Origin of the sequence: Psychrobacter sp. L7 (genome assembly GCF_002810365.1) — a bacterium.
Taxonomy (GTDB): Bacteria; Pseudomonadota; Gammaproteobacteria; order Pseudomonadales; family Moraxellaceae; genus Psychrobacter; species Psychrobacter celer.
In genome coordinates this window covers 345746-362544 of the sequence record NZ_NEXR01000001.1, presented here as the reverse complement: position 1 = coordinate 362544, position 16799 = coordinate 345746, and the positions used below count along the sequence as shown (strand labels likewise).

The following is a 16799-nucleotide window of genomic DNA, read 5'->3' as shown; positions in this document are numbered from 1 at the left end:
GCGACCGTATAGCTATTTACTCTGCCGTTACGTATCGTCAGTTCGATATAAAATCGCTATGCTGATAATAAACGGCTCTGATTAAATAGTTCTGATATAGCAACCGGCTCTGATATAGTAAATGGCACAAAAGAAAAGACCTTAGCTCATAAGTGCTAAGGTCTTTTCTTTTATGCCGTTTATTTGTTTATAAGAAATTAAGGCCTAATAAGGTAATGACATTATAATAGTAGTTGTGTTGTCCTACGCCCTATTAGACCTTAATAGGATCATACCGCTGGCGCTATCTCGGCTGGCGTCACATCTTGATAACGTCCATCACGCCCTGCCCCTTGTGTTTTCTTACGCTCTTGACGGGTTTTGTACTTACGGACTTGTCTATCGAGCTTGTCTGCCATGTCGTTGATGGCTTTGTACATATCATCTTCAGACGCTTGGACAAACATCTCTTGACCCGCCACTCGCATAATGGCTTCGGCCTTATGGCTCTTCATGCCGCCGTCACTGGCGCCGCTATTATCGAGCGATAGTATCACTTTAATACTCTGTATCTGATCAAAATGTCGCTCTACTTTTTCTAGCTTTTCGCGAACTGCCTTGTCCATGGCTTCGGTAACACTGATATGATGACCACTGATAGAAACATTCATATTATTGTCCTTTTGTTTATAACTCACAATCAACAGATGACATAGCCGTCCTGCCTGTATCACCCTGCCTTACCAACAACTCATTAATCAAATCTAAGACCCTTGTTAGCTATGCCTCTGATAGATAGACCGTTAGCCACCAGTATCTTTAGCAAAAATCAACGTATCCTTATATCGTCTCTTTGGTTGCTAATGAAGATAAATACCGTCAAGGTAAATACATTCTATAAATACGTACTGAGGTTAAACTCTTAGATTTTGTACTTGGGTTTCGTTGTTGGTATGACTCTAATTTGTCATGAAAGCGGCGTAGTAGCAAGCCATTAAATTGTAATTAAATGTAATAAAAACTGTTGTTTCTATCAAGTTTCTATATAATCAAAAAATTTTATTTTTTATATCTAGATATAGAGTGCAGCAACACAGTAGCATGGTCTATGGCTGATATTGACGCAAAAAAATAACGCCGCTCATATCGTGATACTAGCGGCGCTATTTTAGTTTTTGAGCATATAAAATGAAATGGACTGAAGACATATCTATTCGAAAATAAGCGCCTGAACATGAGTGCTTGATGATAAAAAGATGCGTTAATATTTTTGTTTACGCTGGGTGGACGAGCCGATATTCATCGCTTCACGGTACTTGGCCACCGTACGCCGAGCGATATCGATACCATCCGCCAATAGCGTCTCTTTGATACGGCTGTCTGATAAGGGCTTTTTGGGGTCTTCGTCGGCGATCAGCTGTTTTATCATGGCGCTGATAGCGGTCGATGAGATATCACCATCTGCGCTACTGACATGCGAAGAAAAAAAGTGCTTAAGCGAAAATAAGCCCTGCGGTGTCAAGATGGTTTTGCTGGTGGTCAAACGTGAGACCGTCGATTCGTGCAGCCCGACCTCATCGGCAATGACTTTGAGAACCAATGGCTGCATGGCGGTGGCACCCTGCTGCAAAAACGCTTGTTGATGATGCACGATGCTGGTCGCGACTTTTAGTAGGTTTTGATTGCGCTCTTCGATACTCCTGATAAACAATCTGGCATCGGTGAGGTTGTCACGCAGGTACTGATTATCAGGGCTATCATCACCGCGCTTGACCAAGCTGGCGTACTCTTGATTGACCCGTAGCTTGGGTAGCGTCTCAGGGTTTAGGCGTACTTGCCAGCCGGCCTCCTGCGCGTCAGGCAAACCCGTAGGGCGACGAATGGGCGTGACCAGCACATCGGGTATGTCGTAGCTGTCTGGCGACTGAGCATGGTCGGGCTGGTTTTTTTGAAAGACGACGCCTGGTAGCGGGGTCAATGTGCGCAGTAACGTCAAGGCAGGCATGATGTCCTCAGAAGTCAGCCCTGTGTACTCAGTCAATGCCTTGATATTATTGCTGACCAGATACTCACTAGCAGATAAAAGCGCGTGAGCTTCTTTTAGATATGCGGTACTGGGATCGAGCTTTGCGAGCTGCAGGGCAAGGCATTCGCTTAAATCACGAGCGCCAACGCCCAGTGGATCGCAAGACTGGACAATACGAAGCACGGCCAGTATCTCATCGCGCTCGACCCGCTCCTCCCACTGATAAAAGCTGGCCATGGTATCCAAGCTCTGTAACAGCTCATCGATATCGAGCCGAACAAACCCCATCTCATCCATCGAGTCTATCAAATATTCAGCGATCAAAGTATCGGTGTTTGATAAACGCTTAAAGTTTAATTGCCAGCGCACATGGTCTTGAATAGTGGCAGAGGTGCCCCCTTGATAGCTATCAAAGTCCTCATTCGCGTGCTGCGCGCTGCTGGTCGTCTGACTGCTCGCGGCGGATGCATAGTTATCGGTATTATAATTATCGGCACTATAGTTATCTGTACGATAGTCAGTAACATTGTCATCATCATTGTAGGCCGCTGCGTCGAAGTCCTTTAGACTATCATCACCTGCAGGAGCGCCGTTTGTCTCCAGACCAGCTGTCGCCAAACGGTCAATGTCTATGTCTACGCCACTATCTGCCCCATACTCGCCCGTCTCTTTTGCTGTGCTACTAAACGCATCGGTGGCCGTCGTCTGATTCCAGTCATCAAGCGTTAAGCTATGCTCAGCTGTCTCCATACTGTCGTTCGCGCCGCTGTCAGAGCCCTCACTGTCGCCATATTCTTCACCGTCCTCGATGCGTTCGAGCAAAGGATTGCTATCGAGCTTGGCCTGAACCTCTTGCGCCAGCTCAAGACTAGAGAGCTGCAGCAACTTAATGGCTTGCTGCATCTGCGGGGTCAGCTTTTGTGAGGTACTCAGCGTGGTTGCCAATCCGAACGACATACTCATGGGTGGCTTATTACACTCCGACGATGGTGATAGTCAATAAACAACTGGCTAAAATTGTGATTTAGCCCTAACAGGACACGACGATAGCATTTTCTGTTGCAATTTTGCTACGATAATTTATGCCTAGCCCAGATACGCTTATTTTACTATTACTATAAAACCTTCTAAAATCAATGTTTTCGCTATCATTGCTGGCATGCTGACGCAGCCGACTGGCAAAGCCTACAAAATCTCAATATTAGGGCGCGTCCTCAATTCAATCGATAGTTATCTAAATGGGCTAAAATAAACACCAAAACAAACGACAACTAAAACACAATTGAGAATATTATGAACCACAACCAAGCGAACGACCAATCATTTGCCGTCGCTGCCATTCAAATGAATAGCCAGCAGGACATCGAGCAAAACCTAGCAGACATTGAGACGGCCATTAGCGCCGCCGCCCAACAAGGCGCTCACATGGTGGTGCTACCAGAAAACTGCTGTAGCATGGGGCAACAGTCTGCCACAGCCGAGCGCTTCGATGAGCTATCATCGACGATAGCAGGCTATGCCAGTACTCATGGTATCTATGTGCTGGCAGGCTCATTGCCTTGTCCTTATCGCCCTGATGGTATTGTCGTCCCTGATGGTAGGCTGCGTCAAGTCAGCCAAGTGTTTGCCCCTGACGGTACGCGCGTGGCCCGCTATGACAAGATTCATCTGTTTACCGCGACTGTCGCTGACAAAACAGGCAGCTATAATGAAGCGGCGACCTTTGAGCCTGGCACCCAAACCGTCGTGACGCCGCTAGAGACTGATGATACGGTCTACCAGCTGGGTATGATGGTCTGCTTTGATTTGCGTTTTCCAGCGTTGGCTCAGCGCCTTCGTCAAGCTGGGGCAGATATGCTAAGTGCTCCTTCAGCCTTTACCTATTTGACTGGGCAAGCGCATTGGTCACTGCTGCTACGGGCACGGGCACTAGACAGTCAATGCATGGTGATTGGGGCGGCGCAAGGGGGAGACCACACTTATCAGGACGGTCACACACGGCAGACATGGGGACATGCTGCCATCACCGCCTATGATGGCACGGTGCTCAGCAGCTACGATGACAGCGAGCTACAAAAAGTGAGCGCCACAGAAAACCAGCGCTATGCCATGGTGATGGCGTCTTTAGACAAATCGCAACAGCAGCAAGGACGACAGAAATTGCCGATTTTTGACTGTCATCGTTTGGCATAAAGCCGTCTGACGAATAATTTGATGATTAAATTGTTAATAGGGCAATGCCGTCACATGATACAAGACGATAGAATCTTATAAACAATGCCAAGTCTACTCGGTATCACCATCAACTTGTGTGTGAGTGGCACGCGGATGAGCGCGGTCATAAACCTGCGTGAGCTTGGCAAAATCAACATGGGTATAGATCTGTGTGGTGCTGATATCACTGTGCCCGAGCATCTCTTGTACCGCACGCAGGTCACCACTGCCTGAGAGCATGTGTGAGGCAAAACAGTGACGCAGCAAGTGTGGATACATGTTTTGGGCGATACCAGCGCGGGCAGCGGCTACTTTTAGACGCTGCTGCACCGCTCTGGTCGATAGGCGGGTGCCCAGCTTTTCGCTGATAAACAGTGCGGTGTCCATCTGCTCAACCCACAACTCACGGTGCGGCAGATAGCGGCGTATGGCTTCAGCGGCTTTGCGCCCTAGCGGTAGCAAACGCGTTTTGTTGCCTTTTCCTGTGACGCGCACGCGTAAGTCAGACAAGTCGATATCGCTCACATCAAGTGCCACCAGCTCGCCGACACGAAGACCACTGCTATAGAGCAGCTCAAACATCGCCTTATCACGTAACCAAAGGCGCGCCTGCTCTGGGGTATCAGGCACTTCTTGCTCAAGCAATTGGGTGAGTAAATCGACATCTGCGATAGATGGTAGAGGTCTGGCACTGCGTTTGAGCTGATAGCCAGTGGTTGGGTTGATACGGGCTAGGCCCTCCTCTATCAGCCAACCATAAAAATGGCGAATGGCGGACAGCTCCTGTTGGACACTGGCCAGGGCAAGCTTGTCTTCATCGAGGCGCTGGCTGATATGCTGAGCCAACTGACGTTTGTCACAGCGCGTCCATGTCAGACGCTTGCCCCGCAAAAACAGCGCCAACTGATTTAACCCAGCAAAATAAGCCGTCAAGGTGTGCTCAGAATGATTGCGTACCGACAAGGTGTTGAGCCAGCGATGCACTGGGGACAGCAGCTCACGCAGTGCCGCATCGGCCTCTCTGCTTGTCGCCAGCGAGCCTGAGCGCCGCGCTTGTGAGGCGTCGTCTGCTGCTAATGCCGCCGCTCGCCCTAAGTCTGTATCTACCTCTTTATCTAAGTCTTGTTTTTGACTGGTGCGTCGCTGCGTCTTGTTATGAGACGTCCTTTTGCTGGACATGACCATTGCTGTTACCTACTCGCCAAACGTACATGCTGGGCAGTTTTTATTAACCCTCAGAGCTTGGTTTGATACCCGCTTGCGCCATCAGCCCATCCGGACTAAACACTCCTTCGTAGACAAAGGCCGTCGGGCCGGTCATCATCACCGAATAACCAGGCTGCCACTTGATAATCATACTACCGCCATATAGCTGCGCGCGTATCTCTTCGCCCTCGTCGAGCCAGCCTTCACGAATACCGACGGCAACCGCCGCACAGGCACCTGTACCACACGCTTGGGTCTCGCCCACGCCGCGCTCATAGACACGCAAGCGAATGTGCCGCTGATTCATGATTTGCATAAAGCCGACATTGACCCGCTCTGGAAAAGCAGGGTGCGACTCGATGGCTTTGCCTAACATTTCGACATCGGCGCTTAGGACGTCATCGACCTTGATCACCGCATGGGGATTGCCCATATTGGCCACATAAAGCTGCACAGGCGTGCCATCGACATCGAGATGATAGGCGTTTTGAATTTTGGTAGTGGCTTTTGGGGTAAAGGGAATCTCGTCTGGCTCAAACTTGGGCTTGCCCATATCGACCTCGACCCAGCCGTAACGGTCGGTGGTCAACGAGATGATGCCGCTGGCCGTCTCGACACGCAGACGCTGCTTAAATGATAGCTTTCGTGCCTGCACAAAACGGGCAAAGCAGCGCGCGCCATTGCCGCACTGCTCTACTTCTGTTCCATCGGTATTAAAAATACGATAGCTAAAATCCACGTCAGGACGCATCGGCGGCTCGACGACCAACAACTGATCAAAGCCGATACCGAGATGACGATCGCCCAACAATTGCACCAACTCTCTGGTGAGATCTAAGCGCTGGGTCACCAAATCGATGACCATAAAATCATTGCCCAGACCATGCATTTTTGTAAATTCTATTAGCATACCCTTGATATCCTATCCTAATTTTTATGTATGCGTTATATTAGCACGCTGTCAGATACAATGATAATTATCACCGTTAAATACCCAATTATCGTCATCAGTTCGGCCATACGGGCTAGGGCGCGTCCTGCCACAGCTGCTCATCTACATAGAGCGCCTCGACTGTCTCGCGCGGGCGAATCAGTTGATGACGCCCGTCCGCTACCATGACTTCACTGGCGCGCGGGCGCGAGTTGTAGTTACTACTCATGGTAAAGCCATAAGCCCCCGCTCCTGTGATGGCCAGCGTATCGCCTGTCTGTAAGGATAGCAGACGATCTTTTGCCAAAAAGTCGCCCGTCTCACAGATAGCGCCGACGATATCCCACGCTTGGGTATCAGGCGTCTCGATACCAGCGCTTGGCAGCACAGTTGGTATCACTGCCATTTCAGCCTGATAGAGCGCTGGACGAATCAAATCATTCATTGCCGCATCGACGATGGCAAAGTTTTTGTGCGCTGTCGGCTTGAGGACATCGACGCGGGTCAACAGCACGCCTGCATTGGCTACGATGCTACGGCCCGGCTCAAAAAACACTGTCAATCCCAGCTGACTCAGCTTAGGCAGTAACGCTTGCGCAAAGTCCTCGATAGATACTGGCATCTCGTCGATATAGCGGACGCCGAGGCCGCCGCCCAAATCGATATGGCGCAGCTCAATACCGTTATCACGTAAGCCCTGTATCAGCTCAATGACTTTATCTAATGCCGCCACAAAAGGCGCCACTTCTGTCAGCTGCGAGCCAATATGACAATCAATACCGACAATCTCGATATGCGACAAAGTCGCGGCTTGCTGATAGAGCGCTAGCGCTTCTTGGTGCGCGACACCAAACTTATTGTCTTTTAGGCCCGTTGAGATATACGGATGGGTCTTGGCATCGACGTCTGGATTGACACGTAGCGAGATCGGCGCTGTCTTATCCAGCGTCTTTGCTACCTCGTTGATCAACGCAAGCTCGCTGATAGACTCGATGTTAAAGCAGCCGATACCTTGGGTGAGGGCATACTCAATATCGCCATAGGTTTTGCCGACGCCTGAGAATACCACGCGATCAGCCCTACCACCTGCTGCCAGTACGCGCATCAGCTCGCCGCGTGAGACGATATCAAACCCAGCGCCCGCCTGTGCCAGCACCCCTAGCACCGCAAGGTTTGAGTTGGCTTTTACGGCGTAGCATATCTGATGCTCTACGCTGGCAAAGCTTTTGCTATAGGCGTGATAAACGTCCAATATTGCTTGTTTGGAGTATACATAGCATGGCGTGCCGTAATGATTGACCACCTCATCGATATTGACCTGCTCCATATGCAGTGCGCCATCGCGATAATCCAGCGCAGGCAGATGAGCGGTTAGCGCCTGCGGGTCAATATACAGCCCTTGTGCGGTATGGGTAGTGACGGATTCGCCGATTTTTTGCTCAGAATGACTCATATAAATATCTCTACATTGATCAAGGTGTTAAGAAGATGGCAAGGACAAAAATGCACGACTAGCGCGGCAACAGCCCTATCAAATATTGTATGGCTAGCATATAAACGACTCCCAAACACGGCCATAACAGTGTGGACACCGAGACAATCAAGCTCACAAGCTGGCTCACCCTAAGAGCGGCTACCCTGCGATGCTTAATTGCTAGTTGCTAGTTGCTTAGTGAATTAGTGAATTAGTGAATTCATAACTTACTAGTTTGGTCATTTGCCTTAGTAGTCGTTGGGATCGGTACTGGGCGCTGGTAGCTGCCAGTCATCACGCGGCTGATACTTATCATCATCAATACCAGCAAAGGCGGCATCTTGCGGATGGCTGGTACTGCCGAGCGTCTCTGTGCTTTGCTGCACCGTTTGGTTGCTATCATCTACCAGATACAGGCCGCCCTTTTGCCCGCAGCCTGACAAAGCCAGCAGTGATACGGCACTCACGATAAATACTGGCTTCATAGAAGTAAGGCCGGCGCGGCGATGGGCGACTGCGCTGGTCGCGTTCTGGAGATGGGTCGAGCGGCGAGTAAAAAGCATAGCGTGGATGACCTATGTGAATGACCGATAACGGTGTATATAACAGTATGGTGTATATAACAACATATAGTGAGCTCAGTATAAAAACTGATACAGTGCGACTGGGATGAATTTTGCGCCGCATCTGTCTGCGCAGGCACAGCACGCCAAAAAAATTTATACCAGTTCCGCGTCGAAATATAGTGTATCTGTTTTATTTAGAATCGACTATAAATAAGCGAATGAGTCCGCCAAAAAAGCGTCCATGGGCGGATTGGGTAATCGCATTATGACATAAAGCGCCCCTTATACTGAATATGATAGGGTAATAAATTCCTCATCGTTTTATTGGCGGACAAACGGACAGTTTTTGAGCACAAAAAAGCGCATTATCCTGATTTAGACAAACTTTCTTACAATTTTTATTGGCTGCTATTTTTTGTGTTAACGCTCGATAGACATTGACTACACTCGGTGTACAGTTGTATTTGCCAAGCAACGATTTATGGCTTTAACCCTGATAGTTATCATGGTATAGCCACAAAAATGTGTTACATTATAGACGGACCTTGCGACTGTGTTTGGGTGCTAGCGGGCAACTCAACACACACTGATCGACCGTGACAGCCAAGGATACCTCAAATCAGCCATATGCTTGCTTGACCTATGTCAGCTTGGATATCGCTGGTTTTTGTGTATTACCCCGCGACTCATTTACTGAGTCACCATTTAACAAAAATCATCTAAGGATAGAGAGAGTATGAGCGACAGCCTAAATCCCAATTTTTACGACCAAAACGCAGAAACATCCACCCTAACCAACCCTACCTTAGTCCTCAACTGCGGTTCTTCTTCTATCAAGTACGCCCTCATCAGCGAAGACAACTCTATCCGTATCACTGGACTGGCCGAAAACTTAGGCCTTGACACCGCCCGTATCAAACACACCACTATCAATGGCGATAAGCTAGAAATCTCTATCCCAGGCGGCCGGCACAAACTGGCCTTACAAAAAATCCTTGAGTTATTAGAGCAATATCACTTTATCGCTGTCGGACACCGCGTGGTCCATGGTGGCCGCGAGTACTCAGAAGCGGTACGTGTCGACAAGCATGTCTTAGACGAAGTCAAACGCCTAAAAATATTGGCCCCGCTACACAACCCAGCTCACGCTTTGGGCATCGAAGCGGTACAAGCCATCTACCCGGAGATTCCGCAGGTGGTGGTTTTTGATACCGCCTTTCACCAAACCATGCCGCCGGTGGCATTTCGCTACCCAGTACCAAAAGCCCTCTACGAAGATCATAAAATCCGCCGCTATGGCTTTCATGGCACCTCTCATGCCTATGTCTCAGAGCGCGCCAGTGAAATCACTCAAACAAAAGGCCCGCATGGCTGGCTGACCGCGCATCTGGGCAACGGCTGCTCGGCGACCGCCGTCTATGATGGCAAGAGTCTGGATACCAGCATGGGGCTGACCCCGCTTGAGGGCTTGATGATGGGCACCCGTAGTGGCGATGTCGACCCAAGCTTGCACATGCACCTAAAGCGCCAGCTCGATATGAGCTTAGAAGACATCGATGCGATGCTCAATAACGAAAGTGGCCTACTGGGTATCTCAGGGCTATCGAACGACCTGCGTACAGTCGAAGAAGCGGCCAACGAAGGCCACCAAGATGCCAAACTGGCTATCGAGATGTTCTGCTACCGCGTGGGTAAGTATCTGGCCAGCTTAAGCTGTGCGCTGCCTGAGCTGACGGGTATCGTCTTTACCGGTGGTATCGGTGAAAACTCGGTCACCACGCGTACTCGTATCTTAGAAGTGATGCGTCATTTTGGTATCAAGGTCGATGCCAACAAAAACGCAGGGCTGTTTGGCGGTAGCGAAGGCAGTTTCCACGCAGAGGACAGCCATCTGGAGCTTTGGGTCGTCCCAACGGACGAAGAATGCCGCATCGCTCAAGAAACCCGTGAAGCCTTGAGCCTCACCTAGGTTCTGTCTGCTGACAGATCCATCGTTAGGATGGGTTTGTCAGCGTTTTTGTCCGTGCCTTTGATGATCGCTATCAAAAAGCGCGGCATCTATCTGACTCATTCTGGCAAGGATGAACACGCTTTAAAAATACAATAAACCGTAGGATACACTATGCAAACCATTTTACTTGTTCCCATTAGTCGTGGTATCGGTGTGACATCAGCGGCGCTCGGCCTGATTCGCGCTTTTGATTATAACGGTATCAAAGCCGGCTTTATGAAGCCGTTTTTGCAAGATGATACCTTTGATAAGCAGCATAGCTTGGACAGTACCAGCGCTTTGACCATGCATGCTTTTGGTCTCAATCCACCAAAATCGATCAGCCGTCAGCGCGTTGAGCGTATGCTGGGTGATGACAACCTAGACGATTTGATGGAAGAAGTGGTGGTCAATTATCATACGATTGGCGACAATCATGACGTGGTCATCTGTGAAGGTCTGGTGCCGACCACAGAAACCTCTTATGCCTCACAAATCAACCGCGCCATCGCACACGCACTCGATGCCAAAATCATCTTTGTCAGCACGGCCGACACCAAAAATCCGGCGCATTTGGCAGATAAAATCGATGTTCACGCGCGCGAGTTCGGCGGTATCGTCAACGCCCGTACCCTTGGGGTGATTTTGATGCGCGTACACGACGTGCCAAACACCTTTGAGACGCAGCCCGTCGCACCAGGCGAGGCCATCGTCAGCTTAGATGACACCTTTATGCAAGAGGTACAGCGCCTCTCCCCTACTTTTAACACCGATGCATTTCGCCTAATCGGGGTGGTGCCGTTTAGTGACTCGCTGTCTGTGCCACGCACGTGGGATATCGCCACCGAGCTCGATGCCAAGTGGCTCAATGTCGGCGAAGCCAAATCGCGCCGCATCACCCGCATTAGCCTCACCGCACGCTCGGTGTCACGTGTCGACGAGGTGTTTAAACGCGGCACCCTGATCGTCGTACCAGGCGATCGCGATGATTTGCTATTGGCCGCAGGCTTGGCCTGTATCAATGGTATCCCGCTGGCAGGACTGGTATTGACAGGCGGCGTCGAGCCAAGTGCCACCGTCGCTGAGCTATGGCAGTCGGCGCTCAAAACGGGCATCCCGGTCATGAGTGTCGAGTCCGACAGCTACGAGACGGTACAAAGTCTTGTACATATGAGCTCTGAGATTCCAAGTGACGACACCGAGCGCGCTGATGAAGTGGCGCGTTATGTGGCCGCGCACCTAGATTTGAGCTGGATTAAGACGTACTTTAGCCAAAACCATGAGCCGCGCCTGTCGCCTTCTGCGTTTCGTCATCAAGTAGTCAAAAAAGCCCAACATGCCAAAAAACGCATCGTCCTACCAGAAGGCGCGGAGCCGCGTACGGTCGAAGCAGCCTGCATCTGTCAAAGCCGCGGTATCGCCAACTGTGTGCTGCTCGCCAAGCGCGCCGATGTCGAGCAAGTGGCCAAAAACCGCGATCTGACCATTCCTGATGGCCTTGAAATCATCGATCCCGATAGCCTTGATATGAGCAAATATATCGCTGCTGTCGTCGAGCGGCGCAAAGGCAAGACCAGTGCAGAAGTGGCCGCCGAATACCTAAAAGACACGGTCTATTTAGGAACGATCATGCTACAGCTAGACGAAGTCGACGGCTTGGTATCTGGTGCTATTCATACCACGGCAAACACCGTGCGCCCTGCCTTTCAGCTCATCAAAACCGCACCGCAATACTCCTTAGTATCGTCAGTGTTCTTTATGCTATTGCCTGAGCAAGTAGTAGTCTATGGTGACTGCGCCATCAACCCAGATCCAAATGCCGAAGAGCTCGCCGAGATTGCCATTCAGTCAGCGCAGTCGGCCGCCGCCTTCGGTATCGACCCAAAAGTTGCCATGATCAGCTACTCTACTGGCTCATCAGGGAGCGGCGCGGATGTGGAAAAAGTCACACGTGCCACCCAAATCGTCCGCGAGCGAGCACCTGAGCTAAAAGTCGATGGCCCGCTACAGTATGATGCCGCCTCTGTGATGAGTGTCGGTAAACAAAAAGCGCCCGACTCTCCTGTCGCAGGTCAAGCCAATGTCTTTATCTTCCCAGACCTCAACACGGGCAACACCACTTATAAGGCCGTACAGCGTAGTGCCAATGTGGTCAGCGTCGGCCCCATGCTACAAGGCCTCAACAAGCCGGTAAATGACTTATCTCGCGGCGCACTGGTCGATGATATCATCTATACCATCGCCCTGACCGCCATCCAAGCCTATAGCGACTTGATTTAATCACCGCTTGGCTCGCGTAGTACTGTCTTTTGTTTTTCTGTTATTTAACCGACTGTCATACTGATGGTCGGTTTTTTATTAGTGAGATTTAAGCAAATATAGTGCGCTTTTCATGACATCTGCTGCCACACTCTCACAATGATGCTATAGTTCATCTCACGTCTTTGAGCCACTACATTTTTATCCGCTTTTTATTCGTTTATCTATGTCAAACACCGCCCTGCAACCTGCGCAACCTGCACCTGCCATTCGCGCCTATCTTGGCGGCTCGTTTGACCCTGTCCATCGCGGGCATGTACAGATGGCGATGGCAGTCTATCAAAGCCTGCTACCACTTGCCCAAGCGCAGCAGCGCGCGCTTTATGTGTCGTTGTTGCCCAATGCCCGCTCGCCCTTCAAGCGCCAAAGTAGCGACCCTAAGCATCGTTTGGCCATGCTAAAGCTGGCGATACAAGGCACGCCACTATACATAGATGAGCTTGAGATTTGGCAGCCGCCGCCTGTCTATACCATCGATAGCGTGCGCACTTTGCGCCAGCGTTATCCTGCCGACAGCTTGATATTTATCATGGGTATGGACAGCGCCCGCAGTTTGAATAAATGGCAAGATGGTCTACAGCTGACCGATTATGTACATCTGTGGGTCTTTTATCGCGATAGTATGTCAGTCCCTGATATGGGTAACACTAGACTAGCGCTACAATATTGGCTGCCCACACCTTTGCAGACGGCAGTCACCGACTCGCCAGCGGCATTGACCCAGCCTATCTCTCAGCCTTCTTTTATTCAAACGCCTACAGACCCTACGATCGATCAGGCGGTCTTGAAAAACCCAGCGTCTGGCCGCATTTATATAGACATGCGGCAAGTAGCAGCCATCTCCAGCACGCAGATACGGCAAACGCTACAGCAGCAGCCCCGTGGTGATAGCGAAGCGGCACCTGATAGCGCGGCTGGCAACCATACCAAGCCAGTTATAGACGAGCAAATGACTGCAGCATCCGCTATCAATGCTATTATGAACCCGCCCGATCCACTCGCTAAATGGTTAAATCCTGCTGTTTATCATTATATTATCGCCCATCAGCTATATTCTGCGGCGCAATTCCGTTAAAATCGCCTTATCTTTGTTATTTTGCCACGCTCGCCTCTCTAGGACTTGACCGCTGATACGCTGACTGATGTTTTGGCGAATGGTTGGATTACTGGCTTAATAGCCACTTTGACATAATGTCACTTTGACATAATGTCACTTTGGCATAATGGTCACTTTGACAATGTCGTCCTAGGCAGACGGATGCTTTAACATTTTATTTTATATATTTACGACTTAAGAGATGAAAATTTATGACCAATACCATGACTGACGACCGTTTAAAAGAATGCTTAGCCATTGTAGAAAGCGCCCTCGATGACATGAAAGCAAAAAACATCACCGTGATGAATGTAGAGAGCCTAACCGATGTCATGGAGCGTATCGTCATCGCAAACGGTACCTCAAAGCGCCATGTCCGCGCGATGGCTGACAGCGTCGGAGCCGAAGTCAAGCAAGCGGGCTTTATGCCACTTGGCCGTGAAGGCGGTAACGACTCGGATTGGACCTTGATCGACTTAGGGGCTGTCGTCGTGCATATGATGACCCCGCAAGCCCGCGAGTTTTATGACCTAGAGGGTCTGTGGTCATCGCCTGAGAGCCTAGCTGAGCTGGTCGCTACCCCGCGCGAAAAGAAAGCCGGTCGCCGCAATTAATCTACGGCCACCAGCTGTCTTTTCTACAGACGCCTATATATCGACTGATATTAGCCGACTGCCTTATATAGGCTAATGCAAGTGATACAAAAAAGATCAGCGAACCCGTCTGGTCTTTTTTTTTGGGTTTTGATCAACAAGACTGCAACTGCGCCGCGTTTGCGCTACTATGATGTCATGATAAAACCATTTTATCTCCAGATAATCATCTGCTAGGACACGCCATGAGTACTGCCATTGCCAACACCGCTACCCCAAACGTTCATACAGATTTTAATCACCCGTTACCGCTGCATATCGCGACCCTGATAGAGGTACGCGCAGGCAAAGCCATGCCATTCGCCCGCGAAGCCATGAGCGCGATTGACAAAGCACCGATTAGCGCCCCTGTCGCCGTTGACTTTATGGGCTTGACCACAGACGAACAAGCCGATCGTAAGCATCATGGCGGCCCGCTAAAAGCGGTGCACCAGCTACCGCGCGCCACTTATACCAAGATCAATGCAGCGTTTGATCTGAACGTGCGGGTCGGCACACTCGGCGAAAACCTAATCACTGAAGCAGTAAATGACCTGCCTGAAATGGAAGAGTCTAGCGTCTGTATCGGTGATGTTTTTCAATATGGTGAAATAGAGAATGCTGCCAGCCTCCAGCTGCGTATCGTCCAGCCACGCCGTCCTTGCTACAAAATAAACGACCAAATCGGCCAGTTTACTAAAGTGCCCAACATCGCGGCATGGGTAAGCAAACAAGGCATCGCTGGCTGGTACTTTCAGGTGGTGCGCGATGGGATGGTCGATGCAGGTTTGCCTGTCTATCTGATCGAGCGCCCTTATCCCTTTGCGGCGCTCCAGACGCTATGGCAGCTGTCCAATTCAAAAGAAAAGTATGATGCCAAGGTGATCGAGCCGTGGTTGGCGATTGAGTGCTTGGAGGACAGCTGGAAGACCGTTTTGGCCAAAAAAATACGACAAGATAGCATCAAGACCCACAACACTGATCGCCCATCGACCTAAAAAACGGATAGCAATACCAATCATAATGGTTGAAAAAATAAATACGCAAAAGCCTTATACTAGGGCGTGCCCTCATTTGAAAATAGGGATAAAAATGAGACAAATTGCCGTTTGACAGCACTTGGCCAGATTTAGCCATTTTTCATCGTTTTTAAGCCGTTTAGCTGACTGTGTTAAATGACAGTCGATTGGATTGAGGCCACGCCTTAGATTACATTTTTAAGAGTACATCCTTATTGTAAAAGCAAAAACTTTCAAATAGGCCAAACATGGTAAAACCTTTCGCATGGGCTCTGTGCATGATCCTGCCATTCAGCGGCTGCGTGGCAACATCGACGCCGCGTTATGTCATTGATAGCACCAGCTATCAAGCCACGGGAAAAAGCCAGCGCATCAAAACCATCGTCCTGCACTACACCGTCTCAGACAATGAGCGCTCGATAAAAACCCTGACCACCGGTCAAGTCAGCGCCCACTATCTGATTTTGGATAGGGATGACGACAAGGTTTATAGCTTGGTAGATGAGAGCGAGCGCGCTTGGCATGCAGGCGACAGCGGGTTTGCCGGTAGGACGATACTTAACGATACCTCCATCGGCATCGAGATTGTCAATGCAGGCATCAAGCCTCAATATCGCAATACTCTAAACAATGGCGCGCTCGACTATCATCCGTACGAGCACTATGTCGCATTTGATGAATTACAGATTAAAAAAGTCGCCGAGCTGGTGCAAGATATTGCTAAGCGTTATGACATCCCGCCGAAAAACATCGTCGGCCATGCTGATATAGCACCGTCCCGTAAAATCGACCCCGGTGCCAAGTTCCCTTGGCAGCGACTATATAAAGAGTACGGCGTTGGCGCTTGGTATGATGAGTTTGATAAGCAGTTCTTTATGCATCCAGACACCTTTGCCGCAGCGACGATACCTGAGATTAAGCAAGAACTGCGCGAATATGGCTATCGCATTAATAACAGTGACGAATGGGATAAAGCCAGCCGAGATGTAGTCTATGCCTTTCAGCTACATTTTCGCCCGCAGCGACCAACGGGCGAGATGGATTTGGAGACTTATGCTATCTTAAGGGCATTAAATAAAAAGTATGCTGGTCGTGATGACTTTTATTAAGCGATAAAAATATTAGGAGATATAAACCATGACTAACTCACAATACGACGAACAAGACGAGCTACAGAGATACCTAGAAGAAAAAGCCAAACAAGAACAGGAGCAAGAAAAGCAAAAAGAACAAGAGCCTGAGCAGCTGTCGGCTTATGAGGCTTGTGTGCTAAGAGAAAGCGCTAGAATTCATGAGTTGATCGCTGAGGCTCAACAAGAAGTTAAAAAGTAAGTCTGTGAAATATAG

14 protein-coding genes are annotated in these 16799 nt (G+C 49.8%); 8 read left to right on the top strand and 6 right to left on the bottom strand.

Going from position 1 to position 16799, the window contains the following annotated elements:
• Positions 1-269: 269 nt before the first annotated feature.
• Positions 270-650, bottom strand: coding sequence for a ribosome hibernation-promoting factor, HPF/YfiA family (gene hpf / locus CAP50_RS01540; protein WP_075101832.1), 381 nt, complete (start codon positions 648-650; stop codon positions 270-272).
• 590 nt (positions 651-1240) lie between these two features.
• Positions 1241-2968, bottom strand: a complete 1728-nt coding sequence (gene rpoN, locus CAP50_RS01535) for an RNA polymerase factor sigma-54 (RefSeq protein WP_100748789.1) — start codon at positions 2966-2968, stop codon at positions 1241-1243.
• 330 nt (positions 2969-3298) lie between these two features.
• On the opposite strand from rpoN, the gene CAP50_RS01530 reads away from it, so the two are divergent.
• Positions 3299-4198 carry a carbon-nitrogen hydrolase family protein gene (locus CAP50_RS01530; protein ID WP_100748788.1) on the top strand — a complete coding sequence of 300 codons (900 nt, stop codon included), beginning with the start codon at positions 3299-3301 and terminating at the stop codon, positions 4196-4198.
• A 93-nt stretch (positions 4199-4291) separates the two neighbouring features.
• On the opposite strand, the gene CAP50_RS01525 is transcribed toward CAP50_RS01530, so the two are convergent.
• From CAP50_RS01525 to lptM, 4 genes are all read right to left on the bottom strand, one after another.
• Positions 4292-5398: a tyrosine recombinase XerC gene (locus CAP50_RS01525; protein ID WP_241900596.1), complete on the bottom strand. Its 1107-nt coding sequence runs from the start codon at positions 5396-5398 to the stop codon at positions 4292-4294.
• 49 nt (positions 5399-5447) lie between these two features.
• The gene (gene dapF, locus CAP50_RS01520) at positions 5448-6335 is read right to left on the bottom strand and encodes a diaminopimelate epimerase (RefSeq protein WP_100748787.1); all 888 of its coding nucleotides are present in this window, start codon (positions 6333-6335) and stop codon (positions 5448-5450) included.
• 115 nt (positions 6336-6450) lie between these two features.
• A complete protein-coding gene (gene lysA / locus CAP50_RS01515) occupies positions 6451-7809 on the bottom strand; it encodes a diaminopimelate decarboxylase (protein ID WP_172953036.1) in 1359 nt (452 codons plus the stop codon).
• Positions 7810-8078: 269 nt separating this feature from the next.
• Complete coding sequence (gene lptM, locus CAP50_RS01510) at positions 8079-8393, bottom strand: LPS translocon maturation chaperone LptM (protein WP_241900595.1); 315 nt, start codon at positions 8391-8393, stop codon at positions 8079-8081.
• A gap of 739 nt (positions 8394-9132) precedes the next feature.
• Here lptM and CAP50_RS01505 point away from each other — a divergent pair.
• The 7 genes from CAP50_RS01505 (at position 9133) to CAP50_RS01475 (ending at position 16784) form a co-directional block, all read left to right on the top strand.
• Positions 9133-10365 (top strand): acetate/propionate family kinase, encoded by a 1233-nt coding sequence (locus tag CAP50_RS01505; protein ID WP_100748786.1) that lies wholly within the window; start codon positions 9133-9135, stop codon positions 10363-10365.
• Between the two features lie 153 nt (positions 10366-10518).
• Positions 10519-12666: a phosphate acetyltransferase gene (pta, locus tag CAP50_RS01500; protein WP_100748785.1), complete on the top strand. Its 2148-nt coding sequence runs from the start codon at positions 10519-10521 to the stop codon at positions 12664-12666.
• A 205-nt stretch (positions 12667-12871) separates the two neighbouring features.
• Positions 12872-13780, top strand: coding sequence for a nicotinate-nicotinamide nucleotide adenylyltransferase (locus CAP50_RS01495; RefSeq protein WP_100748784.1), 909 nt, complete (start codon positions 12872-12874; stop codon positions 13778-13780).
• Between the two features lie 233 nt (positions 13781-14013).
• Complete coding sequence (rsfS, locus tag CAP50_RS01490; protein ID WP_100748783.1) at positions 14014-14415, top strand: ribosome silencing factor; 402 nt, start codon at positions 14014-14016, stop codon at positions 14413-14415.
• 224 nt (positions 14416-14639) lie between these two features.
• Positions 14640-15431 carry an MOSC domain-containing protein gene (locus CAP50_RS01485; RefSeq protein WP_100748782.1) on the top strand — a complete coding sequence of 264 codons (792 nt, stop codon included), beginning with the start codon at positions 14640-14642 and terminating at the stop codon, positions 15429-15431.
• A gap of 299 nt (positions 15432-15730) precedes the next feature.
• Positions 15731-16561 carry an N-acetylmuramoyl-L-alanine amidase gene (locus CAP50_RS01480; protein ID WP_241900594.1) on the top strand — a complete coding sequence of 277 codons (831 nt, stop codon included), beginning with the start codon at positions 15731-15733 and terminating at the stop codon, positions 16559-16561.
• A gap of 28 nt (positions 16562-16589) precedes the next feature.
• Positions 16590-16784: a hypothetical protein gene (locus CAP50_RS01475; protein ID WP_100748780.1), complete on the top strand. Its 195-nt coding sequence runs from the start codon at positions 16590-16592 to the stop codon at positions 16782-16784.
• The last annotated feature ends 15 nt before the right edge of the window (positions 16785-16799 follow it).